Annotated in this window: 20 protein-coding genes; 12 read left to right on the plus strand and 8 right to left on the minus strand. The window is 46.5% G+C overall.

The genetic code is table 11. The features are described 5' to 3' along the window. Positions 1 to 35 precede the first annotated feature (35 nt). The 9 genes from agaR (at position 36) to KVT36_RS11900 (ending at position 12150) form a co-directional block, all read left to right on the plus strand. A complete protein-coding gene (gene agaR, locus KVT36_RS11860; RefSeq protein WP_217603708.1) occupies positions 36 to 818 on the plus strand; it encodes a transcriptional repressor AgaR in 783 nt (260 codons plus the stop codon). A gap of 257 nt (positions 819 to 1075) precedes the next feature. Further along, on the plus strand, positions 1076 to 1939 hold the full coding sequence (locus KVT36_RS11865; protein WP_217603709.1) for a DMT family transporter: 864 nt from the start codon (positions 1076 to 1078) through the stop codon (positions 1937 to 1939). A 127-nt stretch (positions 1940 to 2066) separates the two neighbouring features. Continuing rightward, the gene (locus KVT36_RS11870; protein WP_217603710.1) at positions 2067 to 3449 is read left to right on the plus strand and encodes a hypothetical protein; all 1383 of its coding nucleotides are present in this window, start codon (positions 2067 to 2069) and stop codon (positions 3447 to 3449) included. 132 nt (positions 3450 to 3581) lie between these two features. Beyond that, entirely contained in the window at positions 3582 to 4670 is a 1089-nt protein-coding gene (locus tag KVT36_RS11875) for an amidohydrolase family protein (RefSeq protein WP_217603711.1), read from the plus strand. A 49-nt stretch (positions 4671 to 4719) separates the two neighbouring features. Further along, positions 4720 to 7758: a SusC/RagA family TonB-linked outer membrane protein gene (locus KVT36_RS11880; protein ID WP_217603712.1), complete on the plus strand. Its 3039-nt coding sequence runs from the start codon at positions 4720 to 4722 to the stop codon at positions 7756 to 7758. 173 nt (positions 7759 to 7931) lie between these two features. Then, positions 7932 to 9368, plus strand: a complete 1437-nt coding sequence (locus KVT36_RS11885; RefSeq protein ID WP_217603713.1) for a RagB/SusD family nutrient uptake outer membrane protein — start codon at positions 7932 to 7934, stop codon at positions 9366 to 9368. After that, positions 9365 to 10069, plus strand: coding sequence for a carbohydrate-binding family 9-like protein (locus tag KVT36_RS11890; protein WP_217603714.1), 705 nt, complete (start codon positions 9365 to 9367; stop codon positions 10067 to 10069). Before KVT36_RS11885 ends, KVT36_RS11890 begins: the two co-directional genes overlap by 4 nt. Before the next feature lie 177 nt (positions 10070 to 10246). Beyond that, positions 10247 to 11059 (plus strand): family 16 glycosylhydrolase, encoded by an 813-nt coding sequence (locus KVT36_RS11895; RefSeq protein ID WP_217603715.1) that lies wholly within the window; start codon positions 10247 to 10249, stop codon positions 11057 to 11059. A 17-nt stretch (positions 11060 to 11076) separates the two neighbouring features. Continuing rightward, complete coding sequence (locus KVT36_RS11900) at positions 11077 to 12150, plus strand: amidohydrolase family protein (RefSeq protein ID WP_217603716.1); 1074 nt, start codon at positions 11077 to 11079, stop codon at positions 12148 to 12150. 138 nt (positions 12151 to 12288) lie between these two features. Here KVT36_RS11900 and KVT36_RS11905 read toward each other — a convergent pair whose 3' ends face one another. Next, complete coding sequence (locus tag KVT36_RS11905; protein ID WP_217603717.1) at positions 12289 to 13419, minus strand: FAD-dependent monooxygenase; 1131 nt, start codon at positions 13417 to 13419, stop codon at positions 12289 to 12291. Positions 13420 to 13498: 79 nt separating this feature from the next. Then, a complete protein-coding gene (locus KVT36_RS11910) occupies positions 13499 to 14356 on the minus strand; it encodes a helix-turn-helix transcriptional regulator (protein ID WP_217603718.1) in 858 nt (285 codons plus the stop codon). 47 nt (positions 14357 to 14403) lie between these two features. On the opposite strand from KVT36_RS11910, the gene KVT36_RS11915 reads away from it, so the two are divergent. Both KVT36_RS11915 and KVT36_RS11920 read left to right on the plus strand, forming a co-directional pair. Continuing rightward, a complete protein-coding gene (locus KVT36_RS11915) occupies positions 14404 to 15384 on the plus strand; it encodes a GlxA family transcriptional regulator (protein WP_217603719.1) in 981 nt (326 codons plus the stop codon). Between the two features lie 309 nt (positions 15385 to 15693). Next, the gene (locus tag KVT36_RS11920; RefSeq protein ID WP_217603720.1) at positions 15694 to 16494 is read left to right on the plus strand and encodes a hypothetical protein; all 801 of its coding nucleotides are present in this window, start codon (positions 15694 to 15696) and stop codon (positions 16492 to 16494) included. A gap of 16 nt (positions 16495 to 16510) precedes the next feature. Here the strand turns inward: KVT36_RS11920 and KVT36_RS11925 are convergent, their stop codons facing one another. The 6 genes from KVT36_RS11925 to KVT36_RS11950 form a co-directional block, all read right to left on the minus strand. Beyond that, on the minus strand, positions 16511 to 17002 hold the full coding sequence (locus KVT36_RS11925) for a hypothetical protein (RefSeq protein WP_217603721.1): 492 nt from the start codon (positions 17000 to 17002) through the stop codon (positions 16511 to 16513). Positions 17003 to 17078: 76 nt separating this feature from the next. Beyond that, positions 17079 to 17483, minus strand: coding sequence for a hypothetical protein (locus KVT36_RS11930; RefSeq protein WP_217603722.1), 405 nt, complete (start codon positions 17481 to 17483; stop codon positions 17079 to 17081). A gap of 12 nt (positions 17484 to 17495) precedes the next feature. Next, positions 17496 to 18191 (minus strand): nucleotidyl transferase AbiEii/AbiGii toxin family protein, encoded by a 696-nt coding sequence (locus tag KVT36_RS11935; protein WP_217603723.1) that lies wholly within the window; start codon positions 18189 to 18191, stop codon positions 17496 to 17498. After that, a complete protein-coding gene (locus KVT36_RS11940; protein WP_217603724.1) occupies positions 18184 to 18714 on the minus strand; it encodes a hypothetical protein in 531 nt (176 codons plus the stop codon). Before KVT36_RS11940 ends, KVT36_RS11935 begins: the two co-directional genes overlap by 8 nt. A gap of 138 nt (positions 18715 to 18852) precedes the next feature. Continuing rightward, positions 18853 to 19593: a LytTR family DNA-binding domain-containing protein gene (locus tag KVT36_RS11945; RefSeq protein ID WP_254639961.1), complete on the minus strand. Its 741-nt coding sequence runs from the start codon at positions 19591 to 19593 to the stop codon at positions 18853 to 18855. Position 19594: 1 nt separating this feature from the next. Next, the gene (locus KVT36_RS11950; protein ID WP_217603725.1) at positions 19595 to 20719 is read right to left on the minus strand and encodes a sensor histidine kinase; all 1125 of its coding nucleotides are present in this window, start codon (positions 20717 to 20719) and stop codon (positions 19595 to 19597) included. 267 nt (positions 20720 to 20986) lie between these two features. Here KVT36_RS11950 and KVT36_RS11955 point away from each other — a divergent pair, with 267 nt between their 5' ends. Further along, positions 20987 to 23452, plus strand: coding sequence for a TonB-dependent receptor (locus KVT36_RS11955; protein ID WP_217603726.1), 2466 nt, complete (start codon positions 20987 to 20989; stop codon positions 23450 to 23452). The last annotated feature ends 94 nt before the right edge of the window (positions 23453 to 23546 follow it).

Raw genomic sequence — 23546 nt, forward strand, 5'->3', positions numbered from 1 at the left:
TATAATAGCTAAAAACTCAAAATAAACAACTGTAAATGGAAGAGAGCCAAAACGGATCAACTGTAAACCGGAGAAAGGAGATACTGCAGAAGCTGTATAAGAACGGCCAGGTGATCATCAGTGAGCTGAGCAAAGAGTTTAATGTAAGCGAGGTAACTATCCGCAATGATCTGGATCAGCTGGAACAGAAGAATATGCTGTTACGCGCCAGGGGCGGGGCTATCAAGCTGGAAAATAATGTAGGGATGGATCAGCGTATCAGTGAAAAAAATAAGATCCATTATGTGGAAAAAGTAGCCATCGGCAAAAGCGCTGCCGCCCTTATCAATGAAAATGATACCATGATCATTGATTCCGGTACCACTACCGCGGAGATGGTTAAACACATGCAATCTTTCAAAAGCCTGAATGTGATCACCAATGCCATGAACATTGTGAACATGTTATCCGGTTATCCCAATATAAATGTGATCATCCCCGGCGGTTACCTGCGGCAAAATTCTATGTCGCTCATAGGCCCCCTGGCGGAGAAGAACCTGCGCAGCTTCCATGTGGACAAGGTTTTCCTGGGGGTTGATGGCTTTGATACCCGTAATGGGATCTATACGCCTAATATGGAAGAAGCCCACCTGAATGAGATCATGATAGAAATAGCCAACGAAGTGATTGTGCTGGCAGATTCCAGTAAGTTCAACAAAAAAAGCCTGGCATTTATTTGCCCGGTCAACAAGATAAATACTGTGGTTACCGACGCCGGTATAAGCGCAGAAGATAAAAAACGCCTGGAAGACCTGGACGTAAAGGTGATCATAGCATAACCTATCCCAGCATTCAGCACACAAATCAGCGAAGCAGCAAGAGTTATCTGTCAGACGGGTGATCTTTGCTGCTTCGCTTTTTTGGGGCTTTATATACATTAAACCCTTCGTTTCCTTTGTTATTATTCTTCAAAATCCTTGTAAAAAAATATTTATTGCTTGTTTTTTATTTAAATATCTTATATTTACTTTGTTTTAGAGAGAAAAGATAAGGTTTCGGAAGGTTGCTTGGCCTTGAAACAATAAATGTTCCACATATGAATAGATCCCGGCTTTGGCTTTTATATACCGCAATTAATACTGTTTTTGTAGGAGTTTGGGGAGCGTTTATTGAAATACCTGAAAAGGCCGGTTTCCCGGCAACACTGGGATATATTGTATGGACGCTGACAATGCTGCCCTGTGCTGTTGCAGCCTTATGGATCATTAACTGGAAACTGGACCGCAGCCCAAAGCATATTTTCCAGGGATCTATGGTGGGCCTGCTGGGTGCAGGCGGGCAGCTGATCCTTTTTGAAGCATTGCGCACAGGGCCGGCATATATCCTGTTTCCACTCATCGCCCTTTTTCCCTTGCTCACCATCCTGCTCTCAGTGGTGTTCCTCAGGGAAAGCTGTTCCCGCAGGCAATGGTTAGGTATAGGTGTAGCATTGCTTGCCGCATTTTTCCTGGCCTTCCAGCCCGGGCAAAATAAACAGGCGCAGGGATATACCTGGCTCATAATGGCAATGCTGGTATTTGTAATGTGGGCTACCCAGGGCTTTGTAATGAAGTTTGCCAATAACGGCATGAAAGCAGAAAGTATCTTTTTCTATATGATGGCAGCATCAGTGCTGCTGGTGCCTATAGCCATAAGCATAACAGATTTTTCACGCCCAATAAACTGGGGATGGAAAGGGTTCGGGCTGGCTGTGCCCATTCACCTGTTAAATGCCATCGGTGCGCTGATGCTGGTTTACGCGCTGCGTTACGGTAAAGCCATCATTGTAATACCATTAACCAGCTTATCATCTGTTATTACAGTCATTCTTTCCCTCATTATTTATGGTGTAGTACCGGATGCGGTGCTCACAACAGGATTGCTGCTGGCAGCAGTGGCAATCTTCATTCTGTCTGAGTAAAAATAAATAGGATTTGGAATATACCGGTCCGGGCGCATGTAACGCCCGCGGCTGTACGTAGTATTGATTTTTATTTATTGTTCACCTGCAGTGTAAAAAATTAAAAGCACTGGAAAAACCTCACAGAATGACCACACTAAAATGGAAAACATTCCTTATTGCCCCGGCTATGATAGCCTTTATCGGATCATGTAAAGTTGATCCGAAGTTACTGCCTGAAAACGAAGCATTCACAAAAGCAGGATTGCTGGCGGATACCGTAAGAATTACGGTAAACAAAAGCACGCAGCTCATGACCACCTCACTCAAATTAGGAGTGACCTATATGAAGAACACACTGGATTCCTGGGGTGATGGTCCCTCCATTACCAGGGGAACGAATTTGCTGAAAGGCGCCGTTGTTTATCACAATCAGCACATCTTTGGTTTTGGTGCTGATAATCCTGAGCCCCGGCCAGGTGTTTACGACTGGACTTCCCTGGATACCCGCGTAAGCCTTATGACCACCACTATGCAGTCAACACCGGTGATCACCTTTGCTACCGCGCCCACCTGGATGACGGATCCCACCTGGGCCCCTGGCAAATATGATGACGATACCGACTGGGATAAGATAGAATGGGCGCCGCTGCTCTCAAAAGAAAAAGACTTTGCACACCTCTGTGCGGAAGTTGCAAAACGTTATAACAATGTAAGATATTTCCAGGTATGGAATGAGCTGAAAAGCATGTGGGATACAGTTCCGGGCGAGAACCACTGGGACTATGAACGTTATACCCGCCTGTATAACCTGGTGTACGACTCTGTTAAGAAAGTACGCCCGGATGCTATCATCGGCGGCCCATACATTGGCATAGATTCCTGGATAGACCCGCCATTCGGCGCCGCCAGCAGCATTTCAGACCCTGCCTATGGCACATTGGACCAACGCTGCCTGGATGTAGTTACCTACTGGCTGCAGCACAAACACGGCGGTGATTTCCTCTGCGTAGACGGCGGCATTGACTCCAACGACGAAGATGCCACCGACATCATTGGAGCTACCAAAAAATTCAAGGATATAAGCACCTGGCTGCATTCACAAACAGATCTGCCGGTATGGTGGTCGGAAGATTATGTGGGCTTAAACACCGATACCACCAAACAACCTGCAGCGCTGGGATGCATGCTGGTATACCATGCGCTTGGCGGCGATGCTGTATCACTGAGATGGTCGCCGGAACAACAGGAAGGAGACGGTAATGTAAGCAACTTCTTTAGCAGCACCCTGGTGCCAAACGGAGGTAAGCCGTTCAACAATTATTATGTGTACAAAGACTTTAACACTTATTTCCCCGCAGGTACAAAATTGTATACCACCACGGTATCCGCCACAAGCGTGATGGTGATGGCATCACAAACAAAAATAATGCTGATCAATAAAACCGCTTCGCTGCAGAAAACAAAGATCAATAGTACGCTGGCCGTAAACCTGAATCCATACCAGGTAAAATACGTGACGCTGCCGTAGTGGATGTTAAAAATAAAATTGTCCGGTTTCATATACCAATCAATCGTTGCCCCCCCACACCCTGGCTTTACTTTGCTCCTCGCAATGACGGGATTGGTATATGAAAGCGGATAATCATTAAAATAAATAAACATGGATCTCGACAAAGTAAAACCAAAGCCATTAGGAAATGTTCCGTCATCGCCGGAGCATATCAGATTGCAGGACTACCGCCCGCAGTCGGTATTCAAAATGCCGGAAACATCAATTGTAAAAGCAGCTTTCCCGGTAATTGATACCCATACGCACGCATGGCAGCCGGAGCTGGATGTTAGCAGATGGGTGGCCCGGATGGATGATGCAAACATTGAAAAAAGTGTAGTGCTCACATTTGAAACCGGCGCCGGTTTTGACGCAGTGACCAGGCAATATGCGGCCTATGCTAACCGCTTTGACCTGTGGTGCGGCTTTGATTATACGGGTTATGACCAGCCAGGCAGCAGCTGGACAGACCATGCAGTTGCGGAACTGGAACGCTGCCATCGCATGGGCGCAAAAGGTGTAGGAGAGCTGGGCGACAAAGGACTGGGTGAGTTTTATTCCCGCCCCGTAGCCGCTTATGGCCTGCACCTGGATGATCCGCGAATGAAACCATTGTTTGAAAAATGCGGGCAGCTGCATATGCCGGTGAACATACACATTGCAGATCCCATGTGGATGTACCTGCCCATGGATGCCACCAACGACGGGTTAATGAACGCCTACGAGTGGCGCATAGATCAGAGCCAGCCGGGCCTCCTGGGCCATGCCGCGCTGATACAGTCTTTTGAGAATGTAGTGAGGGAAAACCCCGGCACCATTTTCATAGCCTGCCATTTTGCTAACTGCACCTATGATCTCAGCATTGTAGGTAAAATGCTGGACCGTTATCCCAACCTGTATGTGGATAATGCCGCAAGGTTTGCAGAAACTGCTACCATACCACGTTTTGCCGCGGCGTTCTATGAAAAATACCAGGACCGGCTGTTATTCGGCACAGACCTGGGCTACGACCCGGCCATGAATATGGACTACGCCACTAAATTTTACCGTACCGCTTTCCGGATCATGGAATCAACCGATGATCATTTTTATGAACATGAGATCTTCACTTATCACTGGCCGCTCTATGGGCTGGGATTAAGTGCCACCATACTGGAAAAGATCTACCGCGGGAATGCTTTGAAGTTAATGCAGCTCTAAGAATATGCCAATACTCAACCATCTACATATCACCTAATACCGTAAGCGTATGTATTTCCAATTTATGAAGAAGGGCCCGTTAACCGGGCCGTCAGCCAAAAGAAAATACCTGTATAATTATGCATGCCTGATCCTGTTATTATTTTTATTGGGGAGCAAAAAAAGTATGGCCGCACCGGTACAGGATACACTGGTACCGGTATCCGGCCTGGTTACAGATGAAAAGGGAGATCCTTTTCCCGGTGTTACCGTGTATGTGCCTGCGCTGAAAACCGGCACTGCCAGCGATGCCAATGGGCGTTACCAGGTAAAGGTGCCTGCAAAAGGCACGCTTATTTTTAAGGCAGTAGGCTTTGGAACGCAGGAGCTGCCGGTGAATGGCCGCAGCAAAATAACCGTAAAGATGGAGGCGGAGAACGCCAACCTGAACGAAGTAGTAGTAACCGGTTACACTTCTAAAAGATTATCGCAGGTATCCAGCTCAGTGGCGGTGGTAACCGGCAAACAGCTGAATGATGTAACCTCCAACAACGTAGCCAGCCTGTTACAGGGAAAGGTAGCCGGCGTAGTAGTACAGAACGCATCCGGTAACCCCAGTGTAGCCGCTAACGTTACCATCCGTGGCTCCAGCTCCATTACCGCCGGCTCCGGGCCTTTGTACGTGGTGGATGGTATTGTGGGCGGTACCGCCAACCCGAACGATATTGCTTCCGTTACCATCCTGAAAGATGCCGCTGCAGCAGGGCTGTACGGCGCCAGGGCATCCAACGGAGTCATCATCATCACAACTAAATCCGGGCAGGCCGGTAAAACGCAGATCAGCCTTAATTCCAGCGTAGGGTTCAATAAAATGAGCATGGGTAATATGAAGCTCATGAACAGCCAGCAGCTGTATGATTACCAGAAAAGTTATTTTGCCCCCGCCGATTTTGCGCGGGACCGCCCTGCCAGCCTGCTATCGCAGAATACGGACTGGATGGATCTTGCATACCATACCGGTCTTACTCAGAACCACCTGCTCTCCGTATCCGGCGGCTCTGAAAAAACACAGTTCTACGTTTCCGGGAATTATTATAAGGAAGAAGGTATTATCCGGCATACCAGCAATGAAGTGTATAACCTTCGTGCAAATATCACACACCGGATCAATGAAAAGCTGAAGCTAACCACCCGTATCAACGCTGCTTCCCGCAATTTTGAAAATGAAGCATCGGGAAACTACGGGGCGCTGGTGTTGTCAAAGATCAATTTACCCTGGGATAATCCGTATAATGCCGATGGGTCCATAAAAATGGGCACAGAAGAAGGATGGATAGGCCGTGAGCACGACAACTTCCTTCACGGATGGCAATTTAACTATGATAAAGGCAAACAGCTCACCACTGCTGCAGATGTGAACCTGGACTATTATATCACACCCAACCTTACCTTTTCAACCTACAACCGTGTAAGTTACTCTAACCTGCGCAGTGAGCTGTATTATGATGTACGCTCCAAAGCAGGCAGGGGCCTGGGAGAATTGTACAACAACTCCGGTTATGAATCAAAGCTCATAACCTCCAACCGCCTCAGCTACCAGCGCACCTTCGGGGAGCATGCCCTGAGCGCAATAGCAGTAGCAGAAGGGGAGAAGAACTATGTTGAAAACAACAGCCTGTATGGCAATAAGATACCGGCAGGCCTGCATATTATGGATGCAGCCGCCAACATCCAGCAATCGCCATTTGGCCCTGGCAGCAAATCTGAGAACCGGTTTACAAAAGGGCTGGTGCAGGTAGATTATACCTACCGCGAAAAGTATAACCTCATAGGCGCCTATATCAATGAAGCATCCTCCCGCTTTGGCGCTAATCACCGCTCCGCAGGTTTTTATACATTGGGAGCTTCCTGGATCCTGAGCAGCGAGCCGTTTATGAAAGATCAGCGGTTAATAGATCAGCTGAAGATCAGGGCCAGCTATGGTATTACCGGTAATGCAGAAATAGGCGATTACCAGTCCTTAGGCATTTATGCATATACTTCACAATATGCTTCCAATCCGGGTTCTGTGCCGTCAGTATTGCAGAATCCCGATCTTACCTGGGAAAAGTCAAAGACCACCAACATCGGATTGGACATAGATCTCCTGAAACGTATAACCCTTACCGTAGATGTGTATGATAAAACCACCAGCGCCCTGCTGCTGGATGTGCCGGTGCCCTATACCAGCGGTTATGATTATATTACACGTAATGTTGGTTCTGTGCGCAACAGGGGAATAGAGTTTAACCTGAACACCCGGAATATCAACAGCGCGCACTTTAAATGGGAAACCAGCTTTAACCTCTCCATTAACCGCAACAAAGTGCTGAAGCTGAACAACCGTGAAGATATTGCTTACTCTTCCCTGCAGTGGATCAGCGAAGGCCGCGACCTCTATAGCTGGCATATGCGCAAATGGGCCGGTGTGGACGCAAAGAATGGCGATCCCTTATGGGAAGTAGTGAGCACAGACGCCAATGGCAAACAAACCATCAGCACCACCAACTCTTACGATGATGCCACGCTGCAATACGCAGGTACCGCATCACCTGATTTCACCGGTGGCATTAACAACCGCTTTTCATGGAAGGGTTTTACACTCAGCGCCTTCTTCAATTTTGTGAGCGGCAACCAGGTATATGAAGAGAATACCAATGACGGCAGCGAGCCCACTTCCAATTCAAGGGTGTTGCCTAAGAACCGTACCAGGTGGCAAAAAGAAGGAGACATAGCCACTGATCCCAAAGCAGTGTACGGAGGTAATAAGAACTCCGACCTGGAATCATCCCGCTTCCTGCAGGATGGCAGCTACCTGCGTCTGCGCAACGTTACGTTTTCTTACGATGTGCCGGAAAGTTTCCTGCGCCGCATAAAGGTGAATAACGCAAGGGTATTTATCAGTGGCGACAACCTGTGGACGCTGACCGGTTTCTCCGGTATGGATCCTGAAATGGGATTACGCCCCTATGCGCAGCCGGTAGGCGAAAGCGGTAACAACTTCCAGCAGAACAGCACCAAATACCCGCTGTCCAAAAAAGTGCTGGTTGGTATTAATGTCACCTTTTAAAAACAGCAGCTATGAAAAAGAAGCTTTTAAAATATTATATGATTATCCGTCCTCTTTCGTCATTGCGAGGCATAGCGTTGGTCTGTGCTGAGCATGCTGAAGCAATCTCCTGCCATCCCTTCGCAAGATTGCTTCGTCGCGCCTCACCTACAAAATCCCCCCTTCGCCTCGCAATGACGGCAATTTTTGCCGCTATAGTGTTTGTAACCGGCAGCTGCAACAAAGACCTGGAGCCTTACAACGGCAAATCGGATAAAGCTGCACTGGAAACGCCGGAAGACCTGCAAACAGCTACATACGGTACTTATTCCGGGCTGGTAGACAGGATGTATACCAAGAACCTCAACCAGCTGGGTGAATATCCCGGTGATGATGTAGCATTAAGCGGCGCTACCGGCGACCAGGTATTTTATACCTATACCTATACACATTTCCCGGGCATGGGAAACACGGAACAGTTCTGGCAGGGCGCTTACAAAGTGATCTATTCTGCCAATGCCATTATTGAAAGAATAACAGATGGCACTTCCCCGCAGCTGGACCAGCTAAAGGGCGAAAACCTGTACCTGCGCGCCATGGCACATTTTGACCTGGTGCGTATTTTCGGCAGGCCCTATCCGCAGGGCAGCGGCAACAACCCGGGCGTAGTGATCAAAGACAATACAAAAGACGACCGCCCATCCAGGAGCTCTGTGAAAGACGTATATGCGTTTGTGATAGCTGACCTGGAACATGCCGCTGCCCTGATGACGGAAAGCAAAAATGCAGCCTTTGCATCCAAAGAAGTAGCCGAAGCTTTACTGGCGCGGGTATACCTGTATATGGAAGATAACGCCAATGCCTTGCTGTATGCCAATAAGGTGATCAACTCCAACCGTTATCACCTGGTAGAAACACAGCCTTACAAAACCTACTTCCGGGTAATACCGGAAGAGAACCCGGAAACCATCTTTGCCATCAGGCATACCCTGGCAGACGATCGCGGTAAGGATGCTATTGGCTCCATGTACTATAATGACCCGGTTACACAGTCCACCGGCTGGGGAGAAGTATATGCATCCCTTGCTTATGTGAAGCTGCTGGATCAATATCCGCAGGATGTGCGTCACAGCTTTGTGGAACCGCAACGCGATGCCAATGGTAACATGCTGATGCGTAACCAGACGCCCATCTATTATATCAATAAATACAACTGGCAGGAAGGGGTTGCCAATCTGAGCTCGCCCGTTATCCTGCGCCTGGCGGAAATGTACCTGACCCGTGCAGAAGCCAATGCCAAGCTGGGAAATGCGCAGCCAGCCATTGATGATGTAAACCTGATCCGCCGCCGCGCCGGTTTATCCGGAACCGCATTATACACAGTTGCTGATCTGAAAGGGCGCGCTTCCGTACTGGATGTGGTGCTGGAAGAACGCCGCCTTGAGCTGGCATTTGAAGCGCACCGTCCTTATGACCTGTACCGGAACAACCGCCCTATGGTGCGCGCCTATCCGGGCTTTCATGGTACTAACCAGTTTGATCAAACCATTCAGCCAACAGATCCGCAGGTGATCAATTATATTCCTGAACGTGAAACCGGCCTTAATCCTAACCTCACACAGAACCCATGATAATAGCTTGTAAATGGATGCTGGTACTTGCGTGCATTTGTTGCAGCACAGAGATATTTGCACAGCAGCTGAGCGTAATACCCATAAGTGACTTTAAGGTTACTGGCGATGGCAGCAATGCCGGCTGGAACCAGGCAAGCTGGATCACGCTGCCACAGCGCAGCGGGCAGCAGCAGCAGTCAACAAAAGTAAAAGCGCTATACTCAAATAACGGTATCTACTTTCTTTTCCATTGCGAGGATCAGCGGCTGAGCGCCGCCATGAAAGCGGATTTCCTGGACCTGTGGACAGAAGACGTAGCAGAAGTGTTCCTGTGGCCGGACACTTTACAGCCGGCCTATTTTGAATACGAGATCTCCCCGTTGAACTACGAGCTGCCCATCCTGATCTCCAATGAGCAGGGCGACCTGGTACGCTGGTTGCCCTTTCATTATGATGCAGACAGGAAAACGCAGCACGCCACCACGGTGTCTGGCGGAGAAAAGAAAAGCGGCGCAGCCCTGAATAGCTGGACAGCAGAGTTTTTCATTCCCTTTAAGCTGTTGCGGCCATTAAGGAATATTGTTCCCCGGAAAGGCACAACCTGGAAGGTCAACCTGTACCGGGTTGACTATGATAAAGACGCAGTGGAATGGTCATGGCAGCTCACAGGCAGCAGCTTTCATGAGATAGAAAAATTCGGCCGCCTGGTTTTTGAATAGTCCCCCACTCTGTTTCGTCATTGCGAAGCATAGTGCGGGTTTGTGCGGAGCATGCTGAAGCAATCCCACGAATGGCTGGAGATTGCTTCGTCGCGCCTCGCCCACAAAAATCCTCCAGGCTCCTCGCAATGACGTGGTTGATTGGTATAATCATCTAATTTTTTAATACATAATGATATGAAGCAATTATTAGCCTGTATGTTTTTTTTGATGCCTGTTATAACCTTTGCGCAGAAAGGTAAGCTGATCTGGTCAGATGAATTTAATTATACCGGGCACCCTGATCCAAAGAAATGGCGCTATGAGGAAGGTTTTGTAAGACATCGCGAAGCGCAGTATTATACCAAGAACCGGTATGAGAACGCGCATGTGGAAGATGGTCACCTGGTGATACGTGCCATCAAAGAAGAGCCGCTGCGTTTGATCAAAGGCGGCAGCAGCTTTGTTACTTCTGACAGCGGCGGGGAGTTCACATCCGCCTGCCTGAACACAGAAGATATTTTTGAATTCACCACCGGCAGGGTAGAGGTACGGGCCAAGCTGCCGCATGGCAGGGGCGTGTGGCCTGCCATCTGGACCCTGGGCAATAACATGGCCTGGGGACCGGGGGATTCTTCGCAGGTGTATTCTGAAATTGATATCATGGAGTTTGTAGGCCATGATCCCAACAGCATCCATGCTAACATACACCCAGGTTATGAAGGCGGCAGCCGTGGCGGTAAGATCACGGTGGAAAAACCCTGGGAAGATTTCCACGTATATGCGGTAGAGTGGTACAATGACCGGATCGATTTTTTCTTTGATGACCAGAAGTATTTCTCTTACTACAGGAAAGATGTACCTGAAGGCAAATGGGCTTATCATGTACCACAATATCTTTTACTGAACCTGGCTATAGGCGGCGATTGGGGCGCTGAGCAGGGCATAGATCCCACCGTTTTTCCGGCAGATTTTCTCATAGATTATGTACGGGTATATGAGCTTAAATAACCATAAAGAAGAATAACATGAAGAAAAATATATTATTGGCCCTTCACGTGTTACTGACCCCTGTAATATTGTTTGCACAAAAAGGGGATCTGAAGCTGCTGGACTGGCAGCCAGGAAGCCAGCTGGTAGTAAAGGAAACCAAATTAATGAAACCAAAGTTCCCGGTGATCGATATTCACAATCACCTGGGTAAGCTGGAGAATACCGCCACCTACCTGTCGGAAATGGATAAAGCCGGTGTAATAAAATGTGTAAGCCTGGATGGTTATTCAGCCGGTGATCAGTACCTGCAGCACCTGAAAGCGTCGCAGGCAGTATCTAAAGACAGGTTCCTGGTATTTTTCCGGCCGGACTTCAGCCGGATAGATGAACCTGATTTTGGCGTAAGAGAAGGAAAGAAGCTGGAAGCAGCTGTGAAGATGGGCATAAAAGGGGTAAAGATCGCAAAGGAGCTGGGCCTGATCATAAAGGATAAAAGCGGGAAGCTGGTGCCGGTAGATGACCCGCGTATTGATCCTTTCTGGGAAAAATGCGGTGAGCTGGGTATACCGGTACTGATCCATGTATCTGATCCCAAAGCGTTTTTTACGCCGGTAGACCGTTATAATGAACGCTACGATGAGCTGGGAGCGCACCCTGACTGGTCTTTTTACGGGCCGCAGTTCCCCTCCAAAGAAACCATCCTTACACAGCGCAATCACATCATTGAGCGCCATCCCAAAACTATTTTTATAGGCGCGCATGTGGGTAACCTGCCGGAAGAGCTGGAGCGCGTATCCGGCTGGCTGGATAAATACCCTAATTTATATGTAGAGATCTCAGCGCGGATCAGTGAGCTGGGAAGGCAGCCCTACACCAGCCGCGATTTCCTGATCAAATACCAGGACCGCGTGCTGTTTGGTACGGATACGCCCTGTGATGCAGCAGCCTACCGCATTTATTACCGTTTCCTGGAAACAAAGGATGAATATATTGATCCGTCGCCCAGCCACCATATGCAGGCGCGCTGGATGATCTATGGTTTATACCTGCCGGATACAGTGCTGGAGAAAATTTACAATAAGAATGCCTCAAAGATCCTGAGGTTGTAGGGCTAACAGGAAGAATGTAAAAGTAAAATGCCGAGATACCAGGTACAGACTCATGCTCGCGGCATTTTACTTTTACATTTTAAATTTTGCATTTATGATTTTACATTCTTTTTAGCCAGCCCCTAAAGTGTATACATATTAAAAGTCAGGGCCAAAGCCTTCTGTGTTCCTTTTGCGGATAGCTTCTTCAGTTGCTGGAACAAGTATATCTAATCCCACGCTTACCACTTTAGCCTGAACTTCCTCAATAAAGGGACGGAAATTTTTATTGTAATCCAGGAACGCTAATTCAAAATTTCCGTTGTTTTGGTGAAAAGCATCTGCTAATGCGGCAGCTCCATCTATTGCCAGCGATCCGCCCTTTCCCGCAGCTGGCGAAGCACAATAGCCTGCATCGCCCACCAGCGCCACTCTGCCTTTGGTCCAGGACGGCATTTTTATCTGGCAAAGCTTATCAAAGTAAAATGTTTTCGATCTTTCTACTTCTTCCAGTAGTGCCGGGGTTCTCCAGCTTTGGCCGGCAAATTGTTCCAGGATAATTTTTCTTTGTTGTTCTTCATCACGATAATCGTAAGGGATCTCTTTTTCTGAACGGAAACAAAAAATTATATCGGTCTTATTGTTATAGGCATTCAGCATTACAGCCTTATCCGGCACATTATAGAATTGTGTGGTGTTTTCCTTTATCAGCAATTTGTTTACGATGGTGATGGAAAAATATTGCCCGAGAAAATGTGAGTATTCAGCTTCGTTGCCAAACCAGATCTTTCTGATAGCCGAATGGATGCCGTCACAACCAAACACCAGGTCAAAAGCTTGTTGTGAGCCATCTTTAAAGGTAGCTTCGATATGATCCTTTGTTTCGTTTAAGGCAGTGATGCTGTTGTTGAAAATGAATATAACATCATTTTTCACCGTGTCAAATAACATATTGAGCAAGGTATTTCTCTCAATTTCATATGCATCATCCGGCAGCTCCTCACCCTCTTTCTTTAAGGTCATTGCTCCTTCCGTAACATCATCTGCATTTTTAAATTCCAGCATTTCCATAACCAGCCTGTTTAATCTGATCTGCTCAAAAAGCCCCATATGCTTAACGATGTTAATGGTATTCCCCTCCACATTCACAGGCGTTCCGCCCATTTTAAGCCCGTTTGCAATTTCCACAACCGTTACTTTATAGCCCAGTTTGTTCATCCAGTAAGCGGTTGAAAGGCCGGCAAAACCTGCACCCGAAACAAGTACTTTTTTTTCTTTTAGTGCTTCCATTTTTTATACGATCTTTTGTTGCTGCAAAGGAACATCGTACAATCAACGTGAACAATAACAATACAAGGTAGGTATTATACTAATCGAGGTTTTTATTCCGGAAGGCCAATGGTGTCATCCCTGAAATATTAGTAAACAGCCGCGAAAAATACGGGTAATTATCATAACCCAGTTCAAATGCAATTTCTTTTACCGATCTGTCAGAATGATAGAGCAAACGTTTTGCTTCTAAAACAACACGTTGCTGTATATGATAGGTAACGGGATAACCGGTTACTTTTTTAACACATTCGTTCAGGTAAGGGGTAGATATATTTAGTTTCTGCGCATACGCTGCCGGGCGTTTAACAACCGCATAATGATGTTCCAGTATTTCCTTAAAGGCTTTGGTAACAATTTCAAATCGTGAAAGTTTGTCTGTGGATCTGGATTGTTCTAAATACTGTGAAATGACCAATGCGACCCATGCGTTGCAGCTATCTTTTAGTAAAGAATGGTATAACTTATCAGGGTTTCTTTTAGAAAATCTGAGGCAAAGCGATACTGCTTCGGAGATCAGGGAAAATGTTTCTTTCTTTAACAGCAAAGGTTTTGCGGGGGTGATCTCTTCCAGAAATTTTAAATATGCAGGATTGAGATTTTCATTATTGATCCCCAAACTGCAGACCATTACATTTTCAAATGCTAAGATCCGATGCACCTGGTTGGGATGCATGTAAATGACAGATGGAGACTTAATTTTATACTTTTTAAAATCAATTTCGAGCGTAATGGTTCCGTTTTCAAGCAGGAAGAATGAATGACGGTCGTGCCGTTCCGGGCGCTCCAATTCCTCAAAACCAGGTAGATCTTTAAAAGATATTTTTTCAATGAAAATACCTGAGTTAAGCTCGCCATCAAAATGGTTTACAGGAATGGAGGTTGTTTTTTTACGCATTATTATGATACTATTGTGCCAAAGATAGCGATGATTATCTTTGTAATATGAAACACGTGTCTGTTTTAATCCCCGAAGGAGACATCAGCCTCAGTAATGTGGAAGGCATCCACCATATGTTCATTGAAGTAAATAAGCTCCTTGAAAGGCAGGACAAACCGCCTGCTTTTCATTTACAGCTGGTAGGCAAACGGATCGATAATGTTATGAAGGAGAATTTCTTTAGCGTACATACCGGCCGTTTGATCTCTGAAGATTTTACCACAAACCTTATCATTATACCAGCCCTGCATACCGATGTGGTCAAAGGGATAGAGCTAAATAAAGACCTGCTGCCCTGGATCATTTCACAATACCAGAAAGGGGCAGAGATCATGAGCCTTTGCACCGGTACTTTTTTGCTGGCAGCCACCGGTTTGCTGAACGGTAAAAAAAGCACTACCCACTGGATCCATGCCGACGAGTTCCGCGATCTTTTCCCTGAGGTACAATTGGTGAAAGACGAGATCATGACGCACGAAAAGGGCATCTACACCAGTGGCGCAGCCTACTCTTACCTGAACCTTATTTTATACATCATTGAAAAATATACCAGCCGCGATGTAATGGTCTGGATCTCCAAAGTATTTGCTATTGATGTAGACCGGAAAAAACAATCACACTTCATTATTTTTGAAGGTTACAAATCCCACCAGGATGAAAATATTTTAAAGGTGCAGGAGTTTATTGAAGAAAATTATGAGCAGCGTATAACGGTAGACCAGCTGGCTGGTATGGTAGCCCTGGGCCGCCGCAATTTTGAGCGCCGTTTTAAACAGGCTACTACCAGCTCCGTAGTGGAGTATGTGCAAATGGTAAAGGTGGAGGCAGCCAAAAAGCTGCTGGAACGCGGTATGAAAAGCATTAATGAAGTGATGTACGATATTGGTTATAACGATACCAAATCTTTCCGGGATATATTTAAACGCATTACGGGCATGTCGCCGGTAGATTACCGGAACCGGTTTAACCGGGAAGTGATGGTGTGAATTTTAGCTGTTTTATGTATGCAATGGCCTGATGTTTTTTTTAGAAACCGTCAGGCCGTTATGTTTTTAGAGCTGTTAGCTCTAATGGATACTAATGGTTTCAATATTACATTTCGCTTTGCATCCGGTTGCAATAAAAGGATAAGCTATATATAAGCCATATGTAAGCTATATGTGAGCCATATATAAGCTATCCCTTATAAAGGATGGCTTATATACGTGTTATAAATATGTTGTTGAAGGTTTTGATATTACTTATCATTGCCACCGTAATTTATTTCATACACCAAAATCATAAATTTTCTTCCTATGGGAATCCTGAAAGACGGCATCCAATTTACCGGAAGCGTGGGCAATATCTCCGCTTATACTACTAAAGGTTCAGACAAGATCATCCTGCGCCGCAAGGGTGGCGCCACTAAAGAGCAGATCGCTACTAGTCCCAGGTTTGAACGTACGCGGGAAAATAATTCGGAGTTTGGCATTTGTGCATCCACTGCTGGCCGTATCAAGCGAATGATGAATGCTGTAAATAACCTGGCAGACTACAATTTCACATCTGCATTAAGTTCCTTATTGAGAAAAAGAATGCAGCCGCGGGATACCGTAAGTGAAAGAGGCAAACGGGGGCTCTTATTTTCACAGCATGCGGCTTTGCTGCAGGGCTTTCGTTTGAACCTGAAAAATCCTTTTGAGAGTACGGTACGGCAAACGCCCATTTGTTCCATTGACCGCGCCACCGGCAAAGGTGTGGTACAGCTGCCGGAGCTAACGCCGGGCATAAACCTGCTGTTGCCCCCAAACCCGCCGCTGTACCGTTTTGTATTAGGTATGGGCGCCATTGCCGATATAAAGCATAACGGAAGGGATTATACGGAGATTAACCCCAAACCATTGCCGGCTGTTTTTTCTACTGCTACAGAGTGGCATGGCAATCAGCAAACATTTAATGCCCAGCGGATAGAGCTGCCTTTGGAACTTCCGGAAGGATGGGATAAAACAGCCACCTTCCTGTTGTTTATAGGACTTGAAATGGGAAAACCTTTAACAGCCAGTGAGATTGAAGAGGTGAAGGGCAGGGGCTGTGCGGTTATAGCAGCAGTGGGGTGATCAAACTTGCACCTGCTTACTTCACTTTCATGAATTTTAAATTCTTTACTCCAAAATTCGAGATCGTGAAGCCGGTCACGGCATGGTTTTCATTTTTCAGGAACTCCATTTCAAATGCAAAGGTTTCCGGGCCCGAGCCTGAAAATTTATTGCCGCCTACCCGCTTCAATTCAATGCCTTCCAGCTTCAGATGGGTCATGATAAGTGTATCCCCGCGCACGGCGAACGTATAGCTGGTGCTGAGCTCATCGCTGTAATACCCGCCTGTAAAGTCCTTTAGATTGTTGGGGTATGCTACGATAGGTTTAACTATTGATTGGCCGGGTATAGTGGCAGATGGTTTTTCCTCTTTCAGCTTGTCTTTTATATAAAAGTCAGCGATCTGCCAGCGGGCATTCAGCCTTTCATTGTGTTCATCATTACTTAGGGCAATAATGGCCAGATGCTCATCAGGGAAGCGGCCCATAAAAGTGCGGAAAGCAGCTGTATGCCCTCCGTGCGTGATCATATTAACCCCTTTATAATTACTGAGGTTTTGTCCTTTCGCATGAAGATCGTGTCGCGGTCTCCGGATATCCTCAATACTACTTTCTGTCCATTATCCAGGTAAGGAGCTGCGGGAAGCGCACATAGGGAAAAACCAAACCGGTTACCAGGATCACTGCCAACCAGGCTAGCAGCTGTATGCTCCATGATACCGGCAGTTTCCGCACCTGCTGCATTTCTGTTTTTACGAAGAAGTATAAAAGAGGACCAATGAACAGGCAGGCCGTCAGCCCAAGCTGCAGGATTGTTTTTGGTAAATTATAGTCAAAAAAATAGGCGACAGACTTTCCTATACGGATGCTCAGTGCAATCAACAGAGCGCCCAGAAAATAATTGGACAGGGTTTTCTTTGTGGTGAAGCAAAGGAAGTATGTGCCGATAATGAGACCGTTAAATGCCCCCAGCGCACTAAAGAAAAATAGTAAGTTGTTTCCAAAGGTCATGGCTGTTGTTATTTATGCTTCCCGTAACATCAGGCCTGCTTTTATCTTAGCGATCAGCTTTCCTACGCTTGCACCATACCTGGCACTTTCCATGTGACAATACAAGGCTTCTTCGAAATCCGGATGTTCCAGGAACGCTGAAAGCTCCTGCGCGAGGTATTCTCTAACAGGAGCCGGACCGGTTAAAAGTTGTTCATCGAAATCCCGGCAATTCTCAAAAACATACACCATGTCTTCAAAATCCCGGCTTGTCCGCAAATCATTTGCTCCTCTGGATTTGTGAGCTTCCCATTTGGATGCAAGAAAATATGGCAGAGAGAAGATCCGGATCTCTGTCTCGTTATCCAGCTTATATGGAATTGCGTTTTGAAAGCCATCAGGATACCAGCTATTACTGAACCCAAGTCCTTGTGAGGTAGTGGGCATTATATCAACAATAATCCCTTGTACTTTATAGCGGCAAATTATTCCTGATTCTATATTATTGACAAACCCCAGCTTTCTGAGCCTTTCCTCCATTTTAGAATGATCTGCATAAGAAGCAAGCTCTATTACAACATCTACATCATCTGTTGGACGGATGCTTTCGGCCAGTGCTTTTTGTGTTGAATATAAAGAAACAGTTGCACCTCCAACAAATACATAAGGTTGATCAAGTCCTTTCAGAATATTGGCCACCGCTTTAATCCGAACAAGATTTTCATGCATGGTGCGGACTGAATTTTTCTTTTAATAACTTAAGGGCGATTTCTTTCTCCCGGACTTTTCCTAAACGCATTGCATCTACGAGCGCAAATAATTCGTGCAATTCAGGATCCTTAAGAGCAGCCTTCACTGCATTAGGATATAATGGAGTAATAGATTCCCCCCGGGCTTGACCTTCAGCATAAGGCCATACAACCATTTCCCCTGATTGATTTGTCATAAGGTATCTCGACATAACAGGAGATGAAAATGCTGTCGGTACGCCTATTGCGATTGAACCTTTAATAGCGGGAAACACATGAGGCAGACCATACTGGATGAATTCCAGGAATGTTTTTCTCATAACTTTTCTCTTAGAATGGTCAATAAGTTCTGCCAGGGCTGACCGCTGTAAGGAATAGCTTACTTCTGCAGGACTCAAAAACAAGGCTTCTGCAATGTCCTTGTTCATCCAATTTGAAGGAGATACAACTATTTTTAACAATACGGCGATGTCTTGCGGCCGCATCCCATTGTGCTGATTCATACCCCTAAGATACGTAATTCATGATTCATGAATCATGAATTTTGAATTGCCTATCTGAGTAAGGCCGTGTAGCTGAGTAATTGTTAATCTATAAATAATTGGTTAACAATTAATATAGGGAAAATCTTATTGAGGTCGCTATGAAAACTTAATCTTATCCCACAACTTATTCATCACCACCTGCTCAATTACCTGCTCCCGGTAATTACGGCTAATGGGAATTTTGTGCGATTGTATGAAGATCTCATTGCCCTCAATACCTTCTATCTTCTGGATGGATACAATGTAACTCTTATGCACGCGGATAAAGGAGCTGCGGTTTAAATTCTCTTCCAGGTGTTTCAGGTATAACAGGGTTACATATTTGCCTTTACGTGTGTAAATGGTTACGTAGTTCTGCATGCCTTCAACATACAAAATATCATCAAAGTAGATCTTTTCGTATTTGCTGCCGCATTTAATGAAAAAGTGATCGATGCCTTCTGTTGTTGTTTGAGGAGCCGGCATGCTGGCGTTGGTAATAAGCTGATGGTATTCCTTGGCTTTATTGGCTGATTTAAAAAAGCGGTCAAAGGTGATGGGTTTTAAAAGGTAGTCCAGCACATTCAGCTGAAAACCTTCCAGCGCATAGGTGGGGAAGGCGGTGGTAATAATAACCATGGGCGGCCTTTGTACGATCTTCAGGAAATCAATACCATTCATCTTGGGCATTTGTATGTCCAGGAATACCAGGTCTATGGGATGTTTGTCCAGTAGCTTCATCAGCTCCACCGGGTTTTCGCAGGTGCCGGTCAGCTGCAGGAAATCAATTTCCCGCACATAGTTGGCCATACCTTCCCGGGCCAGGGGCTCATCGTCAATAATTACACAGTTCATCATACTATTTATAGTTGAAGGCTAATGCCGGTACAGATTGTGTTTGCTGCTGCGCAGATACATCCAGGTGAAAGTGTACGCCAAACCGTGTGTCGCTGCTTTGTATCTCCAGCTGGTACTGACCGGGATACAGCAGGTCCAGCCGGCGCTGCACATTTTTTAACCCGATGCCGCCATAGTGCAGCACATCTTTGGAAGCATTGTCAGAGGTGCTGTTGGTTACTATAAAATCCAGCTGCTGTTCGTTCATACGCATTTGCATGTTGATCCAGTTGGGCGTGTCCGCATGTTTGGATACGTGTTTAAAAGCATTCTCCACAAATGTCATGAGTATAAAGGGCGCTATCATTAGATGAGCTGTACTTTGCTGCTGTATGTTAAAGGTCACCTGCAGGTTATCGTTCTGCCGCAGCTTTTCCAGCTCTATAAAATTTTCCAGGTAAGCGATCTCGTTGCTGAGCGGTATCTGTTTATCGTTACACTCATACAGCTGGTACCGCAGCAGGTCGGAGAATTTGGCCAGCGAGGCCGATGCCATGTGCGGGTTTTTATGGATCAGGAAAAAGATGGAGTTAATGGAATTGAACAGGAAATGCGGGTTAAACTGGTACTTCAAAAAGTTGAGCTCTGTTTCCAGCTTTTCTTTTTCCAGCAGCTGTTGCCTTCTTTGTGTTTGCAGCCAGTTACCGGCCAGCTTAATGCTCATGCCTAAGGTCATGCTGGCCAGGGTAGAAGGTAAGGCTGCACCAATGAACTGGTAAATGCAGTTACCGTCTGATTTATAATAATCCCCAACCGTTTGGCCTGCTGCAAAAGCGGTTAGATAATAACCCGGTATAATAAGCGCTGTAGCACAGATCACGGTTAATAACAGGTAGCTGAGGTAAATCGTGAACCGGCCTTTTTCCAGGTAACGCGGTATCAGGAAATACAGGTTGAAATACACCGCCAATGCCTGGAACACAATGTAAAAGCTGAACTTAATAGCATAGGTGCTGTGCAGGATGGCATCTGCCGCTTTAAAAGGATTGCCGATAGCTACTACCCACCAAATGTAATGGTACAGGAGCCAGAACGGCAGGTGGTATAACTTATACCGGATAAACCAGTGCGGATGGGCAGCTTGCATTGTATAAAAATTTAAGGACAGATGCTTCTTTTAAAGATACAGGACTTTCCGCCTATTTGAAAGCAGTACTATGTAAACAGGCTTAAATAATTGACCAGCTGCAACCGGTGGTATATGAAAGGCATCCCTTGCCTGTACTGTGCCTTTGCAGCCGGTTTTAAGGGCTTTTGCTGCGCTTCATCAATTAGTGGCAGCGGATGGTCATTCCGGTTTTTTTTAGTGTGCAGGTGCGTATTTCTTTGGAGAACTTTCTAAACAGCCTGCAATATGAAGATCTTACACCTGTGCTTATTACTGTGCGGTTTTGCACCAGCTGCCTTTGGCCAGGTATCCGGCCGGCTTACTACAGCTGCCGGGCAGCCCATTCCCTTTGCCAATGTGCTGCTGTTAAAAAGCAGCGATACCTCGCTGGTAAAAGCTGCTTTAACAGATGAAAAGGGCGCTTACCGCATAGAACCCACAACACCGGGGCAATACCTGTTGCGTTACAGCAATGTAGGTTACCAGGTTTTTACGTCGGCCCCATTTATACTAACTGCTGCACAACCGCAAAAAGATGCAGGCACCCTGGCGCTGGCGGAAGATACCCGGCAGCTGGGAGAGGTAGTGGTACGGGCGGAGAAACCCTTATTTCAACCCCGTACAGACGGTATGGTGGTGAATGTGCAAAACAGCCTGTTAACCAAAGGCAGCTCTGCGCTGAACGTGCTGGAACGCTCGCCCGGGGTAATGATCGATTACCGCAACAACAGTATTATGCTGAATAGCAAAAGCGGGGTGATGGTAATGATCAACGGGAAGCTGGTACGCATGTCTATGGACCAGGTAGTGAGCCTGTTGAACAGTATGAGCGCAGATAACATTGAGAAAATAGAGCTGCTTACCACACCAGGATCCCGTTACGATGCTGATGGCAGCGCCGGTATGATCAACATTGTGCTAAAGAACGACCGGCAGCAGGGCACTCATGGCACTTTTTCAGTTACCGGCGGTTATGGCTGGCGGCAAAAAGGTACGGCCGGCATGAACCTGGCGCACAACACTAAACGTACCAACCTGTATGGGTCCTATACCTATTCCATGAACAAAATCTACTCAGACCTGTATATTACCAGCGCGCAGGATATGCCGGTGCTGGGCGGGCGCATGGAGGTGATAGCCTGGGATACCACCCAGCAGGTACAGCACAATCATGATGTTACTATGGGTATAGATCACCAGCTGAATGATAAAACCACCATTGGCGCTAACGTAGCCTATAACAGCAGCCGCTCTAATACAACTACCATTGCCAATGCCGGTTATAATGTGCTGCCGGATTCCCTGCTGCAATACAATGGTGTTGTAAATGGCCGTAACCGCTGGCAAAACCTGCTATCATCCATTTACCTGGAAAAGAAATTAAGGGCAGGGGAGCAGCTGAACCTGGATCTGGATTACCTGTACTTTAATAATAACAACCCTTCAGAAGTATTCAGCCAGTTTGTAAATGAACATGGTGCAAGAGCGGGGGAGAACGATAGTCTTTTTGCGCCTTTGCAGCGCGGGTTTGCCAATACTACCATCCAGGTAGGAGTAGCTAAGGCAGATTATTCCAGGCAGCTGAATGCCGCCATTAAGCTGGAAGCCGGTATAAAAGGAACGTATACACGCAGCACCAGCACATCGCACATTGAAAGCCTGATCAATGATAAATGGTTGAACCGTTCTGAAACCCTCAATAATATTTTAATGAAGGAAGGTATTGGCGCAGCTTATACCTCCGTTAATGTACAGCTGAACCCTGCCACCAGCCTGGTTGCCGGTTTACGTTATGAATATGCCCATACCCGTATGGATAATCCGCAAACCGGTGAAAGTACCCTGAACCGTAAGCTGGGCGTGCTGTTCCCCAATATATCCCTTTCCCGCAAGTTAAATGAAGAGGCCGAGCTGCAGCTGGCTTACAGCAAAAGGATCAGCCGCCCTTCCTACAATGATCTTGCTTCTTACGTGATCTACAGTGATCCTACTGCCGTGTATACCGGTAATCCTTTTCTGCGGCCTGCCATTACCCATAATATAAAGCTGGGGTATAACAATAAAGGTTATACTTTTTCCCTGCTGTTCAGCCGGGATAATAATCCCATTATCCGTTACCAGATCAGCCAAACCGCGGCTGCCAACCTGTTATACATTTCCCCGCAGAACATGGCTTACCTGAACAGCATTAGCTTCCAGGCCAATGTACCGGTAAAGGTAAATGACTGGTGGACCATGAGCTACAGTTTAACCGGTGCATTGTATAATTACAAAGTGGTGCATACCCTGCAGCCGGTGAAGCAAACCTACCTGGGTTATTCCTTTAACTTCAGTGAAACCTTTCAGCTGCCTGGGCGTTTCTCCGCTGAACTATCCGGCTGGTATAATGCCCGTTCTTACAATGGTTCTGTAAAGGTGGATGGCTTTGGCGTTATAAATGCCGGTATTAAAAAGGAGCTGAATAACAATGCCGGCAGCCTGCAGCTATCTGTAACAGATGTGCTGCGCAGCTTTAGTATTCATACGCAGTACGGTACGCTTACCAGGGAAGCGTTTGATATTGTAAACAATGTGTTTATTCATACAGAATCTACGGTGCGGCCGGTTTTCAGGTTAACGTATGCACGGTCTTTTGGCGGGAATGGGTTAAAGAGTGCTGTCAGGAAGGAGGGTGGTGCAAAGGATGAAAGGGACAGGATCAGGAAGGAGTAGGGGGAGGCACACCTGCTGGATCTGAGGCTGAAATAGAAGGAGGAAGGAGCGGCATTCGGTACTTTGTAAATATGACAGATTGATAGTATAATAC

This window comes from Chitinophaga sp. GbtcB8 (assembly GCF_019091455.1).
In the GTDB taxonomy this organism is placed as follows: Bacteria; Bacteroidota; Bacteroidia; order Chitinophagales; family Chitinophagaceae; genus Chitinophaga.

Coding starts and splice junctions, on each gene's coding strand:
- KVT36_RS11935 (WP_217603723.1), bottom strand. CDS start 18,191: ATGCATGAAAATCTTGTTCGGATTAAAGCGGTGGCCAATATTCTGAAA.
- KVT36_RS11945 (WP_254639961.1), bottom strand. CDS start 19,593: ATGATGAACTGTGTAATTATTGACGATGAGCCCCTGGCCCGGGAAGGT.
- KVT36_RS11895 (WP_217603715.1), top strand. CDS start 10,247: ATGAAGCAATTATTAGCCTGTATGTTTTTTTTGATGCCTGTTATAACC.
- KVT36_RS11900 (WP_217603716.1), top strand. CDS start 11,077: ATGAAGAAAAATATATTATTGGCCCTTCACGTGTTACTGACCCCTGTA.
- agaR (WP_217603708.1), top strand. CDS start 36: ATGGAAGAGAGCCAAAACGGATCAACTGTAAACCGGAGAAAGGAGATA.
- KVT36_RS11930 (WP_217603722.1), bottom strand. CDS start 17,483: ATGACCTTTGGAAACAACTTACTATTTTTCTTTAGTGCGCTGGGGGCA.
- KVT36_RS11910 (WP_217603718.1), bottom strand. CDS start 14,356: ATGCGTAAAAAAACAACCTCCATTCCTGTAAACCATTTTGATGGCGAG.
- KVT36_RS11885 (WP_217603713.1), top strand. CDS start 7,932: ATGACGGCAATTTTTGCCGCTATAGTGTTTGTAACCGGCAGCTGCAAC.
- KVT36_RS11905 (WP_217603717.1), bottom strand. CDS start 13,419: ATGGAAGCACTAAAAGAAAAAAAAGTACTTGTTTCGGGTGCAGGTTTT.
- KVT36_RS11890 (WP_217603714.1), top strand. CDS start 9,365: ATGATAATAGCTTGTAAATGGATGCTGGTACTTGCGTGCATTTGTTGC.
- KVT36_RS11915 (WP_217603719.1), top strand. CDS start 14,404: ATGAAACACGTGTCTGTTTTAATCCCCGAAGGAGACATCAGCCTCAGT.
- KVT36_RS11940 (WP_217603724.1), bottom strand. CDS start 18,714: ATGAATCAGCACAATGGGATGCGGCCGCAAGACATCGCCGTATTGTTA.
- KVT36_RS11920 (WP_217603720.1), top strand. CDS start 15,694: ATGGGAATCCTGAAAGACGGCATCCAATTTACCGGAAGCGTGGGCAAT.
- KVT36_RS11875 (WP_217603711.1), top strand. CDS start 3,582: ATGGATCTCGACAAAGTAAAACCAAAGCCATTAGGAAATGTTCCGTCA.
- KVT36_RS11925 (WP_217603721.1), bottom strand. CDS start 17,002: ATGATCACGCACGGAGGGCATACAGCTGCTTTCCGCACTTTTATGGGC.
- KVT36_RS11950 (WP_217603725.1), bottom strand. CDS start 20,719: ATGCAAGCTGCCCATCCGCACTGGTTTATCCGGTATAAGTTATACCAC.
- KVT36_RS11865 (WP_217603709.1), top strand. CDS start 1,076: ATGAATAGATCCCGGCTTTGGCTTTTATATACCGCAATTAATACTGTT.
- KVT36_RS11955 (WP_217603726.1), top strand. CDS start 20,987: ATGAAGATCTTACACCTGTGCTTATTACTGTGCGGTTTTGCACCAGCT.
- KVT36_RS11880 (WP_217603712.1), top strand. CDS start 4,720: ATGTATTTCCAATTTATGAAGAAGGGCCCGTTAACCGGGCCGTCAGCC.
- KVT36_RS11870 (WP_217603710.1), top strand. CDS start 2,067: ATGACCACACTAAAATGGAAAACATTCCTTATTGCCCCGGCTATGATA.